The sequence below is a fragment of the Streptomyces sirii genome (assembly GCF_045690365.1).
GTDB classification, from domain to species: Bacteria; Actinomycetota; Actinomycetes; order Streptomycetales; family Streptomycetaceae; genus Streptomyces; species Streptomyces sirii.
Genome location: NZ_CP147982.1, coordinates 1,923,502 through 1,939,683 on the forward strand (window position 1 = coordinate 1,923,502; position 16,182 = coordinate 1,939,683).

General features: G+C 68.8%; 15 protein-coding genes, 1 tRNA gene and 1 pseudogene. 7 read left to right on the plus strand and 10 right to left on the minus strand.

The features are described from left to right. Positions 1–370 precede the first annotated feature (370 nt). Positions 371–1,018: an HAD-IA family hydrolase gene (locus WAB15_RS08715; protein WP_407285875.1), complete on the minus strand. Its 648-nt coding sequence runs from the start codon at positions 1,016–1,018 to the stop codon at positions 371–373. A gap of 70 nt (positions 1,019–1,088) precedes the next feature. Here WAB15_RS08715 and WAB15_RS08720 point away from each other — a divergent pair, with 70 nt between their 5' ends. Both WAB15_RS08720 and WAB15_RS08725 read left to right on the plus strand, forming a co-directional pair. Then, positions 1,089–1,448 carry a hypothetical protein gene (locus WAB15_RS08720; RefSeq protein ID WP_393488035.1) on the plus strand — a complete coding sequence of 120 codons (360 nt, stop codon included), beginning with the start codon at positions 1,089–1,091 and terminating at the stop codon, positions 1,446–1,448. A gap of 1 nt (position 1,449) precedes the next feature. Further along, positions 1,450–1,884 carry a hypothetical protein gene (locus tag WAB15_RS08725; protein ID WP_407285876.1) on the plus strand — a complete coding sequence of 145 codons (435 nt, stop codon included), beginning with the start codon at positions 1,450–1,452 and terminating at the stop codon, positions 1,882–1,884. 68 nt (positions 1,885–1,952) lie between these two features. Here the strand turns inward: WAB15_RS08725 and WAB15_RS08730 are convergent, their stop codons facing one another. Then, entirely contained in the window at positions 1,953–2,456 is a 504-nt protein-coding gene (locus tag WAB15_RS08730; RefSeq protein WP_399144155.1) for a GNAT family N-acetyltransferase, read from the minus strand. Between the two features lie 252 nt (positions 2,457–2,708). Further along, entirely contained in the window at positions 2,709–3,845 is a 1,137-nt protein-coding gene (locus WAB15_RS08735; protein WP_399144156.1) for a glycerophosphodiester phosphodiesterase, read from the minus strand. 307 nt (positions 3,846–4,152) lie between these two features. Here WAB15_RS08735 and WAB15_RS08740 point away from each other — a divergent pair, with 307 nt between their 5' ends. Next, the gene (locus tag WAB15_RS08740) at positions 4,153–4,821 is read left to right on the plus strand and encodes a lysophospholipid acyltransferase family protein (RefSeq protein WP_399144158.1); all 669 of its coding nucleotides are present in this window, start codon (positions 4,153–4,155) and stop codon (positions 4,819–4,821) included. A gap of 81 nt (positions 4,822–4,902) precedes the next feature. On the opposite strand, the gene WAB15_RS08745 is transcribed toward WAB15_RS08740, so the two are convergent. The 6 genes from WAB15_RS08745 to WAB15_RS08770 form a co-directional block, all read right to left on the minus strand. Then, positions 4,903–6,870 (minus strand): bifunctional metallophosphatase/5'-nucleotidase, encoded by a 1,968-nt coding sequence (locus tag WAB15_RS08745; RefSeq protein WP_407285877.1) that lies wholly within the window; start codon positions 6,868–6,870, stop codon positions 4,903–4,905. A gap of 247 nt (positions 6,871–7,117) precedes the next feature. Further along, positions 7,118–8,713 (minus strand): MFS transporter, encoded by a 1,596-nt coding sequence (locus WAB15_RS08750; RefSeq protein WP_399144160.1) that lies wholly within the window; start codon positions 8,711–8,713, stop codon positions 7,118–7,120. Next, on the minus strand, positions 8,710–9,261 hold the full coding sequence (locus WAB15_RS08755; RefSeq protein ID WP_399144161.1) for a TetR/AcrR family transcriptional regulator: 552 nt from the start codon (positions 9,259–9,261) through the stop codon (positions 8,710–8,712). Before WAB15_RS08755 ends, WAB15_RS08750 begins: the two co-directional genes overlap by 4 nt. 196 nt (positions 9,262–9,457) lie before the next feature. Beyond that, a complete protein-coding gene (argH, locus tag WAB15_RS08760) occupies positions 9,458–10,894 on the minus strand; it encodes an argininosuccinate lyase (protein WP_399144162.1) in 1,437 nt (478 codons plus the stop codon). 121 nt (positions 10,895–11,015) lie between these two features. Continuing rightward, on the minus strand, positions 11,016–12,209 hold the full coding sequence (locus tag WAB15_RS08765; protein ID WP_399144163.1) for an argininosuccinate synthase: 1,194 nt from the start codon (positions 12,207–12,209) through the stop codon (positions 11,016–11,018). 125 nt (positions 12,210–12,334) lie between these two features. After that, a complete protein-coding gene (locus WAB15_RS08770; RefSeq protein ID WP_399144164.1) occupies positions 12,335–12,727 on the minus strand; it encodes a DUF488 domain-containing protein in 393 nt (130 codons plus the stop codon). 143 nt (positions 12,728–12,870) lie between these two features. Here WAB15_RS08770 and WAB15_RS08775 point away from each other — a divergent pair. Continuing rightward, positions 12,871–12,944: transfer RNA gene (locus WAB15_RS08775), tRNA-Pro, on the plus strand. Positions 12,945–13,039: 95 nt separating this feature from the next. Here the strand turns inward: WAB15_RS08775 and WAB15_RS08780 are convergent. After that, a complete protein-coding gene (locus WAB15_RS08780; protein WP_407285878.1) occupies positions 13,040–13,561 on the minus strand; it encodes a tyrosine-type recombinase/integrase in 522 nt (173 codons plus the stop codon). A gap of 9 nt (positions 13,562–13,570) precedes the next feature. On the opposite strand from WAB15_RS08780, the pseudogene WAB15_RS08785 reads away from it, so the two are divergent. The 3 genes and pseudogenes from WAB15_RS08785 to WAB15_RS08795 all read left to right on the plus strand — a co-directional run. Next, a pseudogene (locus tag WAB15_RS08785) lies at positions 13,571–14,245 on the plus strand (XRE family transcriptional regulator); the annotation flags it as partial. A 208-nt stretch (positions 14,246–14,453) separates the two neighbouring features. Next, complete coding sequence (locus WAB15_RS08790) at positions 14,454–14,900, plus strand: hypothetical protein (RefSeq protein WP_407285879.1); 447 nt, start codon at positions 14,454–14,456, stop codon at positions 14,898–14,900. Positions 14,901–15,081: 181 nt separating this feature from the next. After that, positions 15,082–16,071, plus strand: coding sequence for a hypothetical protein (locus WAB15_RS08795; protein ID WP_407285880.1), 990 nt, complete (start codon positions 15,082–15,084; stop codon positions 16,069–16,071). The last annotated feature ends 111 nt before the right edge of the window (positions 16,072–16,182 follow it).

Genomic DNA, 16,182 nt, shown 5'->3' on the forward strand with positions numbered 1-16,182 from the left:
ACTGTCGAGTGCTCGGCGGCTCGCCCGCCGGGCACGGGGCATTCTTGCGAGTGCGGCAGAGGGGAACGGGGAGCGGCGGCGGGCGCGATGGCCCGGCTCCGGGTTCCGGTGACGCGGGGCGGCCGAGGGCGTCGGGGACCGACGTACGGCGCATGGCGGCAGGGTCTCGCTTCGGGGCGCGAGACACAGGCGGGGGCCCTCAGCAGTCACACATTCGACACATGCAACGAGCACCGGGCGTCATTTTCGCCTCGGTCGCAGGGGTGCGGCAGCTCGTCGTGGTCATGGCGGCAAGTAAACCAGACGGCGGTATGGACCGATCAAGCGTGTCCGTATACCGGACAGGCCTGACCGGCCTGTGGACGGCTCCTCACGGGGCGACGGTGATCTCCACCGCCCGGTCCGTGGCCTGCGCGGATATCGCCGAAAGGTCCGGCACCAGGACATCGGCGGACAGCTCGTCGGCCCGGTGGGTTGTGGTCAACGCCACGGTCACCATCCCCGCCGCGCGGCCCGCCGCCAGCCCGGCCGGCGCGTCCTCGAAGACCACACAGCGGGCCGGGTCCACACCGAGCCGCTCGGCCGCGAGCAGATACGGCTGCGGATCGGGCTTGCCGCGGTCGACGTCGTCGGCGGCTATCAGGGTCTTGGGGCGGATCCCGGCCTGCGCCAGCCGGGCCTCGGCCAGCCGCAGGGTGGCGGAGGTGACCACGGCCCACCGCTCGGCGGGCAGGCTCTCCAGCAGGGCGCGGGTACCGGGCAGCCGCACCGCTCCCCCGGCGACGTCCTCGACCTCCAGCTGCTCGATCCGGGCCAGCGCCGCCGGAACCCGGTCCGCGGGCAGCAGATCGGCGACGATCTCGACCGCCGGGCGGCCGTGCAGCTCGATCCGGGCGAACTCCTCCGCGGTGATGCCGTACTCCCGGGCCCACCGGGCCCAGCAGCGGTTCACGGACTCGATCGAGGAGATCAGTGTGCCGTCGTTGTCGAAGAGGAGGGCGTCCGCGTGAATCTTCATGGTGTCCGAGCCTACGGGCGACCCCGGGGGTGGGCGCATCGGGTCTTTTGGCCCGTAATAGGGTCTGCGCATGCTTGATGCCCTGACGGTCGCGACCAGCGTGGCCGCGCTCGCGCTCGCCGCCTGGTGCGGTTTCGCCGCCTACCGAGACCAGCAGACCAAGGACTGGCACTTCATCGGCATGGCCGTGGTGTCGCTGCTCGCCGTGGTCCAGCTGATCATCGGCATCGTCCAGTTGGCGCGCGGCGAGAAGCCGGAGCAGGGCACGACGATCTTCGTGGCGTATCTGCTCGGCGCCTTCGCCTGCATTCCGGCGGCGGGGTTCATGTCCCTCGCGGAGCGCACCCGTTGGGGTTCGGCGACGGTCGCCGCGGGCGGCGTGGTCCTGGCCGTGCTCGAAGTGCGCCTGTTCGACATCTGGGGAGGCTGAGGTGACGGCGACCGACAACGCCGCCGAGGAGGGCGCGCCGCGCACCCGCCGGAAGCTGATCGGCGGCCCGGGCATCCTGCTGGTCTGGCTGTACGGCGTGATGGTCGTCGGCGCCGTGTCGCGCTCCGTCGTCCAGATCGCCACGGACTTCGACCGCGCCCCGCTCGCGTACACCCTGTCCGCGCTGGCCGGCCTGGTCTACGGCTTCATCACCTACTCGCTCGTACGCGGCGGGGAGGCGGCCCGCAGGGCGGCGTTGGTGTGCTGCGCCGCCGAGCTCGTGGGAGTGCTGACCGTGGGCACCTGGACGCTGATCGAGCCGTCCGCCTTCCCGGACGCCACGGTCTGGTCGGACTACGGGATGGGCTACCTCTTCATCCCCGTCCTGCTGCCGGTCACCGGGATGCTGTGGCTGCGCCGGGCGCGGAGCGCGTAGAGCGGCCGAAGTCCGGTGTACGGGCCCGCCGTCGGGCGGGCCCGTTCCCGTTCCGCCAAGGGGCTTCCCTAGGCCTGGGCCGCGAACTCCTTGGCGGCCGCTTCCTTCTCCAGGGTGACCATGCTCAGCCGCTGGGTCAGCTGCTCGGTGCCCACCGGCGCGTAGCCGTGGCTGCGGTAGAGCCGGATGTTGCCCTCGCTGCGGTGGCCGGTCAGCAGCCGGAAGCGCCGGGCCGCCCGCTCGGCCGCCAGCCGCTCCTCGACCGCGGCCAGCAGCCGGCCGCCCAGGCCGTGCCGCTGCAGTCGGGGGTGCACGATGAGCTTGGCTATCCGCGCGGTGCCGTCCGCGTCGACCGTGCCGCGCACGGACCCGACCACCTCCTCGCCGAGCCGGGCCACCACGACGCAGCCCTCGCTCAGTTCGGCGCGCAGCGCCTGCAGGGTCTGGGTGAGCGGCTCGATGCCGTAGTCGTCGTACAGCGCGGCCTCCGTCTGGTAACAGAGGTACTGCAGTTTGAGGATTTGCTCGGCGTCCTCGTCGGTCGCCGCAGAGACGGTCACACTCGTGCCCATGCCCGTATGCCTCCCCTTGTCGGTTGGCCCGGGCGCGCTGAGGGTGAGAGGGGTGCGCCCGGACGTGGTGCCCTGACTTCCGGACTCCCCGGAATGTGGCGGCGGCAATCGCCGCCGTGCAGCATTCTGCGCAGGCGTTCGGGGCGAACGGAACGGACCGGCAGCCAGCTCGCCTGTGACATTCCCAACTCAAATGAGAATCCAGGTTGCTGGTGCCGGTCCGGAAGGCGTCGTGCGCCTTCGAAAGCAAGATCAGCGCTTGCGGAACTCCTCGGCGGCCAGCAGCGCCGTGTCGGGGTTGTCGGAGAACATGCCGTCGATGCCCGTGGCCAGGCAGGCGGCGAAGTAGCCGAGCGCGTCCCCGTAGGCGTCGGGGTCGGTACCGCGGCGGTAGTCGGTGGGCAGGAAGGTGTTCTCGTTGCGGCCCGTGTACGGGTGCAGGACCAGGCCGGCCGCGTGCGCGTCCTTGACCAGCGAGGTGGGCTTGCCGGAATTGCCGGCCGCGTCCCTGGGGATGATGTCGGTCAGCGACGGGCCGATGCCCTGGGCGAAGCCCGCGATCCACTTCAGGCCGGCGGGCTTGATGAGGTCGGCGACGGTGCGCGGGTCACCGGCCTCCACGAAGTCCCAGGGCCGGGTGTTGGGGGCGTCGAGCAGCACCACCTTCGGGCAGTCCACGAGCCGGCCGAGCCGCTGGATGCTGCCGGGCTCGAACGACTGCAGGAAGTTCGGGGAGTCCTCGCGGTGCCGGCCGTGCGCGCGCAGCGCCTTGGCGACCCGCTCCTCCAGCCCCAGGCCCAGCTTGCGGAAGTAGGTGGGGTGCTTGGTCTCGATGTGCAGCCAGACCCGGCGGCCCCGCTTGCGGCCCTCGCGCTCGGCCCACCGCAGGACCTCCTCGAAGGTCGGCACCTGCCACCGGCCGTCGTAGAGGGTGTTGTGCTGCCGGGTGCCCGGTATGCGCTCCTTGGCGCGCAGCGTCTTGAGCTCGGCGAGAGTGAAGTCCTCGGTGAACCAACCGGTCAGCGCGGTGCCGTCGACGGTCTTGGTGGTCTTGCGGTCCGCGAACTCGGGGTGCGCCGAGACGTCGGTGGTGGCGGTGATGTCGTTCTCGTGGCGGCAGACCAGGTGGCCGTCCTTGGTGGGGACGAGGTCCTGCTCGATGACGTCCGCGCCCATGTCGAGGGCGAGTTGGTAGGAGCCGAAGGTGTGCTCGGGGCGGTAGCCGCTGGCACCGCGGTGGCCGACGATCAACGGGACCGGCAGCTCCCGGCCCGCGGCACCGCGTCCGCTCGCGCTCGCCTGGCCGGCCCCGCCGAACACCGCCGCTCCCGCGCCGAGAGCCGCCGCCCCCAGCACCGTCCGCCGTCCCGGCTGCTGCCGCTTCTGCATACCCACGCTCCTTGTGTGCGTTCTTTGATGGGGTTCCGGGTGCTTCCGGGTGTTTTCCGGGATGCGTCAAGGCGTGTTGCCCACCTGCCCGCGGAACCGGGCCGATCGTAAGCACGGACGGGTCATGCCGGGGAGACGCACGCCGACTTCGGGGGGAACATGGTGGTAACACACATCAACCGTGAGTCAACTGTGCGTATCGACCTCATGAACCCGATGTGCGTGCGGGAGTAACCCGCGAGTATGGTCCTGGGCTGCAGAGTTCTGCGCCCGCTCGACATTGACCAGCCACGACCCGGAGGGCCCGTTGTCCCGCATTGTGCTGAAGGCGATCCTTGGATTCGTCATGCGTGTCCTGTACCGCCCACGGGTCGAGGGCATGGAGCGCATTCCGGCGACCGGGCCGGTGATCCTTGCCGGCAACCACGTCACGTTCATCGACTCGATGTTCCTGAGCCTGTTGGTCAAGCGCCCGGTGTACTTCATCGGCAAGGACGAGTACGTCACCGGCAAGGGCCTCAAGGGCCGCCTGATGGCCTGGTTCTTCACCAGCGCCGGCATGATCCCGGTGGACCGGGACGGCGGGCACGGCGGCGTGGCGGCGCTGATGACCGGCCGGCGGGTCCTGGAGGAGGGCAGCGTGTTCGGTATCTACCCCGAGGGCACCCGCTCCCCCGACGGCCGTCTCTACCGCGGCCGTACCGGCATCGCCCGCCTCACCCTGATGACCGGCGCCCCCGTCGTCCCGTTCGCGATGATCGGCACCGACAAGGTGCAGCCCGGCGGCAAGGGCCTGCCGCGCATCGCCCCGGTGACGGTGCGCTTCGGCGAGGCGCTGGACTTCTCCCGCTACGACGGTATGGACCGAGACCGCTACGTCCTGCGGGCCGTCACCGACGAGGTGATGAGCGACGTCATGGAGCTGTCCGGCCAGGAGTACGTCGACATGTACGCCACCAAGGCCAGGGCCGCCTGACCCACCGGTCGGCCACCGCGCGACGGGCCCCGTCCGATCCTCGGACGGGGCCCGTCGCGCTGTCCCGGGGGGCCGCGCGGGTCAGCAGGGGACCCGGAAGCCGCGGTGCGCGCGCTGGCCCTCGGCGCCGCCGGTCCGCGCGGTGCGCAGCGCCACCTCGGGCCGCGGTACCGGGCTGCCGCCCCGGAGGAGTTGCCGGCGCTGGGCGACTACGCCGGTGTGGGCGCCGGGCGCCTCGATGTTCCGGGCCGAGACCCGGTTCAGCGGTGCGGGCTCCAGCACCTTCTTGGTGCGCACGAAGGTGATGAAGCTCTCGAAGTCGCGGGTGTGCCGGACCGGTGCGGTGAACCCGGTGAAGGCGCTGAAGCCGTCCTGGTTGATGAGGGTGTACGAGGGGGCGGCGAGCCGGTAGCGGCGGGTGAGGTCGAGGGCGGCGCCGTCGACGAACACCTCGGCCGGGTCGATCCGTCGGCCGACCTTGCCCGCGGCGTCGAAGGTGTAGCGCACGTTGCCGGAGACCGCCAGCGGCGAGAAGCCCAGACTCCCGCCGGCGGTCGGCGCCCACTGCTCCTCCAGGGCGTCGTGGATCTGCCGGCCGGTGACGGTGACGGTCATGATGGGGTCGCCGAAGCCGACGGCGTTCCAGGCCTGCCCGAAGGTGAGGGCGCCGTCCGCCGCCTCGTCGCGGATCAGATCGCCGGCGATCACCGCCTGCCCGACGCGTGGGGCGACCGCGATGACGGCGAGTTCCGCGGGGGTGTTGGGGTGGTCGGCGGGGTCGTCCATGGGGCCGAGCGGCTGCCGGCCCGCCCACAGGGCCCAGTCGGCGACGAGGTCGCCCATGGTGGACTCCCCCACCGCGTTGCGCCGCCGGGTGAAGGAGGCACTCTGGGTCCCGATCCGGCTGCTGGCGCGCCGGGAGCCGTAGTTCGCCCAGTACGCGGCGATCGACCGCAGCTCCGGGTCCGGTGTCACATCACGGGTGTTGGGGTGGTTGACGGAGGTGGTCAGCTCCCGGATCACCGCTCCGGTGTCGGGGTCGAGGCGCAGGTTGATCTCGTTGACGAGCTGGCCGTAGCAGCCGGCCTCGACGAACGGGCGGGGGGTGCCGTCGGGGTCGGGCAGCATCATGGTGAAGGCGTTGTGCCAGTGGCCGGTGACGATGGCGTCGATGTCCGGGGAGGCGCGCAGCGCCAGTTCGTAGGCGGGCCCCGAGGGGTTCTTGCCGCTGGAGAAGTCGCTGCCGGCCACCGCGCCGTCGTGCACGCTGAGGACGATCGCGTTGACACCGCGCGACTTGAGCTCCTTGGCGCAGCGGTTGGCGGTCTCCAGCTCGTCCAGGGTGCGCAGTCCGGGCTGGTAGGAGCCGGGGAAGGACTCGGTGCCGATGGCGGTCAGATGGATGAAGCCGACCGGCAGCCGGCGGCCGCCGCCGGCGTCCACGTACGTGATGTTGTACGGCGGCAGGACGAGTTCGCCGCTGGCGTTCCACACGATGTTGGCGCTGTAGTAGGGGAACTTCGCGCCACGGAAGCGGCGGCCGGTCGAGTCCTCGAAGTCGTCGTCGCGCCCGGCGACCGGGAACCCGTCGCCGTCCTCCATATGCGACCTCAGGAACGTCGCCGACTTGTCGAACTCGTGGTTGCCGGCCGAGGCGAAGTCCATGCCCATGGCGTTGAGGGCCTCGATGGTGGGCTCGTCGGCGAAGGAGGCGGCGTCGAACTCCCAGCCGGAGAAGAGGTCACCGGGCGCGAAGAACAAGGAGTTGCGGCGGCCGTCGCGCAGCCGTTCCAGGTGAGCCGCCATATAGGCCACACCGCCGACGGTGTACTGCTTGCCGCCGGCGCCGGTGATGACGGAGTGGGCGCCGGGCGCGCCCTGCAGATAGCCGTGCAGATCGGTGATGTTGAGGAGCTGGACGTCGACGTATTCGTCGGCGGTGCCCGCGTCGCGGGCGTGGTCGGTGGCGTAGGCGTCGCTGCCGATGGCGCTCGCGGTGGCCAGGGCCCCCGCGGCGGTGAAGAAGGACCGTCGTCCGATGTCGCGCACTGCGTCACTCTCCTGAGCGGGCCGTCCGTAGGGGGACGATCGGAGAGTCAACCGAGCCGCGCGGGACGGCCGGTCGCCAAGGCGCGTACCGGGCGTGAACGGGCGGGGGACAGTCGCCCCCAGGGCGTGTCCTGATGATCATCGCGGGTGCGGAGCGAAGTGATCTACAAGACACGCCCTGGGGCCGGGCTCACGCCCGCCATCCGGCGGATCGGCCGTACGCCGCGCCGGTCGCGGTGGCGGCGGATCAGCCGCGCGGTGCCTCGGCGGCGGGGAGGTCGGCGGCCTCGGCCTCGGCCGGGCTGTCGGCCAGCTCCTGGCCGCGGAGCAGGAACCAGGCGGCGGCCGCCGCGCCCAGCAGCACCACCGCGCCCACTCCGGCGGCGACGTCCACACCGTCCACGAACGAGTCCTGGGCGGCGCTCAGCAGCGCCGAGGCCTGGTCGGCGGGCAGCTGGCCGGACGTCTCGACGGCGCCGCCGAGCGATTCGCGGGCGGCGTCGGCGGAGCCTTCGGGCACGCCGGGCGGGGTGGCGAAGTCCCGGTAGATGCCGGTGACGATGGAGCCGAGCAGCGCGATGCCGAGCGCGGCGCCCAGTTCGTAGGCCGTCTCGGAGACCGCGGAGGCGGCGCCGGCCTCTTCCTTGGGCACGCTGGAGAGGATCACATCGGCGGTGACGGTGAACGAGAAGCCGGCGCCGACGCCGACGACGAAGAGGATCACGCACATCGCCGCGGTGCCGGTGTCGGCGTGCAGCGTGGTGCAGCCGACGAGCGAGAGCCCGACCATCGCCAGCCCGCCGGCCACCACGATCCGTACGGACAGCCGCCGGGCGACCCATCCGGCGGCCAGACCGGCACCCACCGCGCCGACCGCGGCCGGGAGTTCGACCAGTCCGGCGTTGAGCGGCGAGCGCTGCTGCACCATCTGGAGGAACTGGGAGAGGAAGAAGACCAGCCCGGACAGGCCGAGGATGGTCAGCAGATCCGCCAGCACCGCCCCGGAGAACCCCCGGTGGTGAAAGAGCTTCATGTTCAGCAGCGGCGAGGCGAGGGTGAGCTGCCGGCGGACGAAGACGAACAGTGCGAGCACGCCGACGACGGCCGCCACCGCGATGTCCCAGCGGTAGCCCTCCACCGCCGCTTCCTTCACGGCGTAGACGACGCCGACCATGCCCACCAGGGCCAGCACCACGCTGGGGATGTCCCAGGGACCGGGGTCCGGGTTGCGCGACTCGGGGATGACCTTGGCGCCGACGACCACCAGCAGCGCCATCACCGGAAGGTTGATCAGGAAGACCGAGCCCCACCAGAAGTGCCCCAGCAGGAAGCCGCCGAGGACCGGCCCGACGGCCATACCGGCCGAGGCCATCGCGCCCCAGATGCCGATCGCCAGGCTGCGTTCCTTGGGGTCGTGGAAGAGGTTGCGGATCAGCGCGAGGGTGGACGGCATCAGCGTCGCACCGGCGACGCCCTGCAGCGCCCGCGCGACGATCATCATCTCCGGACTCATGGCGTAGGCGGCGAGCACCGACATGGCGCCGAAGGCGACGGAGCCGATCAGCAGCAGCTTCTTGCGGCCGATCCGGTCGCCGAGGCTGCCCATGGAGACCAGCAGACCGGCGATGACGAAGGAGTAGATGTCACCGATCCACAGCAGCTGCGTCCCCGAGGGCTGCAGGTCCTCGCTGAGGAACGGGGTGGCGAGGCCGAGGACCGTGGCGTCGACGCCGACGAGCAGTACGGCCAGGACGAGGACGGCGAGCGCGAGCCAGCGGCCCGGGCGGGGCTGATCGTCCACATGGGCCGAACCGGCCCGTCCTGACGCTATGGTCTCGGTCATTTCTCCATGCTCCGTCGGATGCCGCCGAGCAGCAGCTCGGCGATCGAGTGGTTGAGGTCGTTGCGGGCGACCCGCCCTTCGTGCACGGCCCAGGCACCGGCGCCCATCAGGCCGTAGAACGCCTCGGTGAGCCAGGCGGCACTCAGTTCGACCCGGAAGTCGCCCTCCTCCTGGCCGCGGCGGAAGAGCGCGGTGATCCGCGCGTCGAGCTCCTCCCAGCCGGCGTTGATCTCGCCGCCCTCGAAGAGCTGGTTCTCGGTGAAGAGGAAGGCGAGTACGGCGGCGACCGGTTCGGCCTCGGCGATCAGCCGGCGCAGTGCCTCGGCCGCGTCGTCCTGGTCCAGCCGCGCGGCGTCCATGGCCTGTGCGAACTGCGCGATGCCGTGTTCCTCCAGGGCTCTGATCAGAGCGTCCCGCCCGGCGAAGTGCCGGTGCAGGGTGGCGCGGCTGATCCCCGCGGCCCGGGCGATCTCGTCCATCGACGTCGTCGCCCGGCGGGTGAGCAGCGCGGCGGCTTCCTTGAGTACGTGTTCACGATCCACGGCCATGAGACACAGATTAGCCGAATGAGACATGAATGTCTCATCAGGGGGTGTGATGCCTCATCCATGGGGTGTCCATGTGGGAGTTCCGAGCCTCGCGCGGCGGGCGGAACACTCGGGAACGCCCAGGAGCATTCGGAAACGCCGACGGCCCGTACCCGGTCGCTTCCCGGTACGGGCCGTCGCCAGACGCCTGTCCTGCTTACCGCGGCTGCTTGGCCGCCGCCCACTCCTGCTGCTTCACCAGATCGGCCCGCACCTCGGCGAGCTGGACCGCGACCGCCGAGGGGGCGGTGCCGCCGCGGCCGCTGCGCGAGGCGAGCGCGCCGGGGACGTTGAGCACGCCGCGGACCTCGGGGGTCAGATGGGGGGAGATCTTGGCGAACTGCTCGTCGGTGAGCTGGTCCAGCTCGATGCCGTGCGCCTCGCACTCCTTGACGCAAGAGCCCGCGACCTCGTGCGCCACCCGGAACGGCACGCCCTGCTTGACCAGCCACTCCGCGATGTCGGTGGCCAGCGAGAAGCCCGCCGGCGCCAGCTCCTCCATCCGCTCGCGGTGGACGGTCAGGGTGGCCATCATGCCGGTGAACGCCGGGAGCAGCACCTCCAGTTGGTCGCAGGAGTCGAAGACCGGCTCCTTGTCCTCCTGGAGGTCGCGGTTGTACGCGAGCGGCAGCGCCTTGAGCGTCGCCAGCAGCCCGGTCAGATTGCCGATCAGCCGCCCCGACTTGCCCCGGGCCAGCTCCGCGATGTCCGGGTTCTTCTTCTGCGGCATGATCGACGAGCCGGTCGAGAAGGCGTCGTGCAGGGTCACGAAGGAGAACTCCTTCGTGTTCCAGATGATGACCTCCTCGGCGATCCGGGAGAGGTTCACCCCGATCATCGCGGTGATGAAGGCGAACTCGGCGACGAAGTCCCGGGAGGCCGTGCCGTCGATGGAGTTCCCGGCGCTGCCGTGCTCGAAGCCGAGGTCCGCGGCGACCGCCTCCGGGTCGAGGCCGAGCGAGGAGCCGGCCAGCGCGCCCGAGCCGTACGGGGAGACGGCGGTGCGCTCGTCCCACTGCCGCAGCCGCTCGGCGTCCCGGGACAGCGACTGCACATGCGCCAGCACATGGTGCGCGAAGAGCACCGGCTGGGCGTGCTGCAGATGGGTGCGGCCCGGCATCGCGACGTCCGGGTGGGCCTCGGCGAGCCCCACCAGCGCCTCCTGGAGGTCGGCGATCAGTGCGCCGACGATCCGGGCGTGGTCCCGCAGGTACATCCGGAAGAGCGTGGCGACCTGGTCGTTGCGCGACCGGCCGGCCCGCAGCTTGCCGCCGAGGTCCGGTCCGAGCCGCTCCAGCAGCCCCCGCTCCAGGGCGGTGTGCACGTCCTCGTCGGCGATGGTGCCGGTGAACGAGCCGTCGGCGACATCCGCCTCCAGCTGGTCGAGCCCGGCGATCATGCGCGTCAGCTCGTCCTCGGTGAGCAGGGCCGCCTTGTGGAGCACTCGGGCGTGTGCGCGCGAGCCGGCGATGTCGTACGGCGCCAGCCGCCAGTCGAAGTGGACCGACGCGGACAGCTGGGCCAGCGCCTCGGCCGGTCCGTCGGCGAAACGTCCGCCCCAGAGCCGGACGTCGCCGCTGTTTCCGTTGCTCACTTGCTCTGCTCCTCAAGGCTGCTGTGCCGGCGGGCCGTCCGGGGGACGCCGCCGGACCCGGCAGCCGCCCCCCTGCCACGGGGCGGGGAGGCGGCTGCCGTACGAAGGTGACGGGTCGGGCTCAGGCCAGGTCGCGCTTGGCCGCGATCTTGCTGGACATGCCGAAGAGCTCGATGAAGCCCTTCGACAGCGACTGGTCGAAGGTGTCGCCGGTGTCGTACGTCGCCAGGTTGAAGTCGTACAGCGACTTGTCCGACTTCCGGCCGGTGACCACGGCGCGGCCGCCGTGCAGCGTCATCCGGATGTCGCCGCTGACGTGCTGGTTGGCCTCGTTGATGAAGCCGTCCAGGGCCCGCTTGAGCGGCGAGAACCACAGGCCGTCGTAGACCATCTCGCCCCAGCGCTGCTCGACCTGCCGCTTGTAGCGGGCCAGTTCGCGTTCGACGGTGACGTTCTCCAGCTCCTGGTGCGCGGTGATCAGCGCGATCGCGCCCGGCGCCTCGTACACCTCACGGGACTTGATGCCCACCAGCCGGTCCTCGACCATGTCGATCCGGCCGATGCCCTGGGCGCCGGCCCGCTCGTTGAGCTGCTGGATGGCCTGCAGGACGGTGACGGGCTTGCCGTCGATCGCCACCGGCACACCTTCCTTGAAGGTGATGACGACCTCGTCGGCCTCCCGGGCGACGGCGGGGTTCTCGGTGTACTCGTACACGTCCTCGATCGGCGCGTTCCAGATGTCCTCCAGGAAGCCGGTCTCCACGGCCCGCCCGAACACGTTCTGGTCGATCGAGTACGGCGACTTCTTGGTCGTGGCGATCGGGAGGTTCTTCTCCTCGCAGAAGGCGATCGCCTTGTCCCGCGTCATCGCGTAGTCGCGGACCGGCGCGATGCACTTGAGGTCGGGGGCGAGGGAGGAGATACCGGCCTCGAAGCGGACCTGGTCGTTGCCCTTGCCGGTGCAGCCGTGGGCGACGGTGGTGGCACCGTGCTTCCTGGCGGCGGCGACCAGGTGCTTGACGATGGTCGGCCGGGAGAGGGCGGAGACCAGCGGGTAGCGGTCCATGTACAGCGCATTGGCCTTGATCGCCGGGAGGCAGTACTCGTCGGCGAACTCGTCCTTGGCGTCGGCGACCTCCGCCTCCACCGCACCGCAGGCGAGCGCGCGCTTGCGGATGACGTCCAGGTCCTCGCCGCCCTGGCCGACGTCCACGGCAACGGCGATGACCTCGGCGCCCGTCTCCTCGGCGATCCAGCCGATGCAGACAGAGGTGTCCAGGCCGCCCGAGTAGGCGAGTACGACGCGCTCGGTCACGGGTTTCTCCTTACGGTGCATTCACTGATGGGTATAAGTATGCACTCCACCGTATGATTCGTCAACGCGGAGATGAACGCGCAGGTCAGCGGCGCGCCGACCCCCACCTAGGGCGCCACTCCGCCCTATACCGCCCCCTCCTCCACCCCCTCACGCAGCACCTCGACGAGCACCGTCACATGACTCAGGGGCACCTGCTTCGTCGCCGTCAGCAGCGTCAGCGGCCCCTGCGCGACGCGCCGGCGCAACGACTCCAGCGCCTGCCGCGCCGCCTCGCCCTCCAGCTCCTCGCGATAGCGCGCGGCGAAGGCCGCGAACCGGTCCTCCTGATGGCCGTACCAGCGCCGCAGCTCGGACGAGGGCGCCGCGTCCTTGCACCATTCGGAGAGCTGCGCGGCCTCCTTGGACAGCCCGCGCGGCCACAGGCGGTCCACCAGCACCCGCGCCCCGTCCGCGGCCTCCGGCGGCTCGTACACCCGCCGCACCCGGATACCGTCACCAGCGGATATTTCACCCATAACCCCATCGAACCACGGGCGCCGCCGCCGCACCGGGAGCCCGGTGAGCGCCCCTTCGGGGCCCCGCTTTGGATTCATGGGCCGGGACAGGGTATTTTTCTTCTGCACGCCCCGGCCGGGAAGCTTCCGGCCGGTTCGAGCACCGGGACGTGGCGCAGCTTGGTAGCGCACTTGACTGGGGGTCAAGGGGTCGCAGGTTCAAATCCTGTCGTCCCGACGGTGCAGTAAGGGCTTCGGCCCAGGTGAAGGGCCCTGTCTCACTTCGGTGAGGCAGGGCCTTGATCGTTTCCGGGGCTGTCGTGTCACATTTGGTCACAGACCGAGTGGATCACCCTCAACCGGCGAGCAGCTCGCCCAGCTTGTCCGAACCAGCCCGAAGACTCTGCGGATCGGGTGCACATAGACCCGCTTGGTGAAGGACAGGTCGCTGTGCCCGGCCCAGGCCGAGACCACCGTGTCAGGGACGCCGTTGTTGGCCATCCAAGACAGAACGGCATGGCGCGCATCGTAAAGACGAACCCGGCGAACGCCGGCCCGCTCCATCAGCCGGTGCGCCTCACGCCGAAGCTTGTCGGTCTTGAACGGTCGACCCAGCTCGTCAACCACGACGTAGCCGCTTGCCTCATACGCCGCCCCTGCCGTGAGCGCCTCCCCCTTCTGAAGGGCCCGGAAGCTGACGGGTGCTGCCTGCACTGGCTTAGGCAGCGGCAGCACCCGCTTACCGTTTTGGGTCTTGGGGTACAGCCGGTCATTCGTGATCGCCTGGATAAACGCCTTGACCTCGGACTCATCCCAGGGGCGACAGTCAGGCTGGTTACGCTCGGCCGATCGCACCACTTCACGCGGCAGTTGGATCAGCCTCGGCTCTGGTCGGTAGCCAGCCGACTGATGACCTTGTACGCGAAGACGTTTCCCGGCTCAGACGGCTCGAAGGCCGTCAACTGGTACCGGATGGCGGCCCAGGCAGCTGACCAGTCCGGCGACGAAGAGGCGCGGGTATGGGTACGCGGCCGAGCGGCCATTGCCCTCGGCTACGAGGCGCCTCTGGGCGTCGCCGACATGCTCGCCGACCAGGCAATGGTCATCAGCAGCCGGCCCTCACTGGGCCTTCTCAACGCAGTCATGGGCAAGGCGCACGCTGCCGCGACTCGGGGAGATCACACCCAGGCCCGGAAACTGCTGAACGATGGCAAACGGGTCTTCGACTCGGCGGCCTCCTACGAGCAGACCTCCGACTACGCCGTGCCGTACTGGCGGATGAACGTCTTCACGTCCCTCTTGGCAGCGCGGCTGGGTGATGAGAAGACCGCGGTGGACGCCCAGGACGCAGCCCGCCACGAGTTGCCGTCAGAGCTTCCACGGTTCGCCACTCACCGTGAGATGCACCGCGGACTCATGCTGGCCCGCTCCGGGGACAAGGCCGGCGGTGTCGCCTACGGCCGCACCGCGATGGAAGCACTACCGCCGGAGAAGCACTCCCTGACGCTGCGGATGCTGATGAACGAAATTGAGGCGTAGGAGCTGCTAGATGCCTTACGAGGCATCGTCCACCTCGCACACGCCAGCGAGGGCACTCGCTGACCACTGCGGCAGCCCACGGGAAGACTCACCACAGCGTGTCTTTGGCATAGACAGCACCGAGCCGTGATGGGATCGCGTTATGCGACAACGGCATGGGGCTGCAAGTGGTCAGGCCCTGTCAGGCAAATGGCTGATGAGATGGTTGATGGCCCTATCCATCCTGCCGCTGCTCATCGGGGTGATGCTTCTCTGGAAAGCACTAGACCGCCCTCCCGAGGACAAGCCAAAGAGCGAAGTTTTTCTGCAGGACGCAGCAACTTCAGGCGTTGATCCGTTCACTAAAAGCACGGCGCGTGAGCCCACCCCAGCCCCGGCAGAAAGCCTACCCACTGGTGAGCCCAGCCCGAGGCCAACAGGGAGCCCAAGCGCCGGTGCGGAAGAACTCAGCAGTGCGCAGGTGGAACACGTAGACACGTTGCTCAGTCACGATGCGCAAAAGCGCGAAGAGAATGACGTTTTCATTAAAGTCACCGGTGCAATCTCCGCCACGGGAGGTGCATTGAGCGGTGTCGCTGCGATGACGGTAGTAAGACGCGCATCGCAACAGCCCGAGCAGACCCCCCAACCTAAGGACGAGCCGCCCACGTCGTGACCACCCTCAAGTGCCCGATGGGGTCTTCCCGCGTAGGGCCCCGACGCGGGGTAGGTGGATAAAACCTCGCTGCCCACCTATAAACGACCAGCTAAGGATTGCGTACCAAAGCATCGGACCACATCACCCCTTCAGCCCACTTACTGATGCTCCCCCGCCTCATCCCAACCAAGCTCAGTACATGGTGACGACAGCAGACCTCAACAGCTTGGCCACCTCACTACAGCTAACTCCCCAGCTATCCAGATCGCTCACTACCGGGGAACGGGTATCCCCCCGCATCAACCCAGACCCATCAGCCTTGGTAGTAAGAGACGGAGCCCTCACACTCCCGATCAATGTAGCCCGGATCAAGTGGGACGCAATTGATCACAACGGAAACGTAGTAGCTGGCGGGGAATACAACGTGGGAGGAAGCACGACCTTGGTTCCCGAGTTCGTGTTCAAGCCTCAGTTGTTCGAACCAAGCTCAAACAGAACACCACCTGAACCCAAAAGTATCCGCATTCGAGCGACAGTAACGTTGTCTGTGGCACTCGCTACAGGAACGGTGGTCAGCAGCGTTTCCACACCGCTTCTAAGCGCTAACCTTCTCGTCACACCACTGCCGATCCCAACAATCTTCGCGATGTTCCGCCATAAAAACTTCTCGGCTAAGGATGGAGCAGCCGTGCTGCTACTCGTTCCTGAATACATCAAGCCGAGTCCTGGCACGATCAACCAAGTAACAACAAAGCTTGAAAACCTACGGAACGACCTTGACCTTCTAGCCGACCTGGGCGGCTGGTTCCTACCAGAGCTGTCTGCTATCACGCAGTTCACCGACAGCGTAAACGCCCAACCACGTGTCCACCTTCGTGTAGCGAACGAATACCGAAACCTAAACTCGATCACGCTCATCCAGCGCAGCTGGTGGCAGAATGATACTGAAGCAGAGGACGAGATCAGCTCTGTCATGCTGTTCGGGCTCGGCAAAAGTATCCAGTGCTATCAGCACAGGAGATTCGGAGGGAGATCCTTCAAGCTGAGAACGGCAACGGCGGAACCCCTCTCTTCCGTCACAGATCTAAGCCCAGACATCCCGCCGTCACAACCTGCGAACAAAGTCGAAGTCGTTGACAACAAAAAGGGCGGCTTCGAAAACCGCCTGTCGTCGATGAAGTTTCTATAGCGGAAACTTACGCACCAGAAGATCCCAACCTTGAACAAAAACGCCATGGAATCAAAAGGTAGTGACATCCATAGGTGGAGGCTACACGACTCTACGAGAACTACTTCAAGG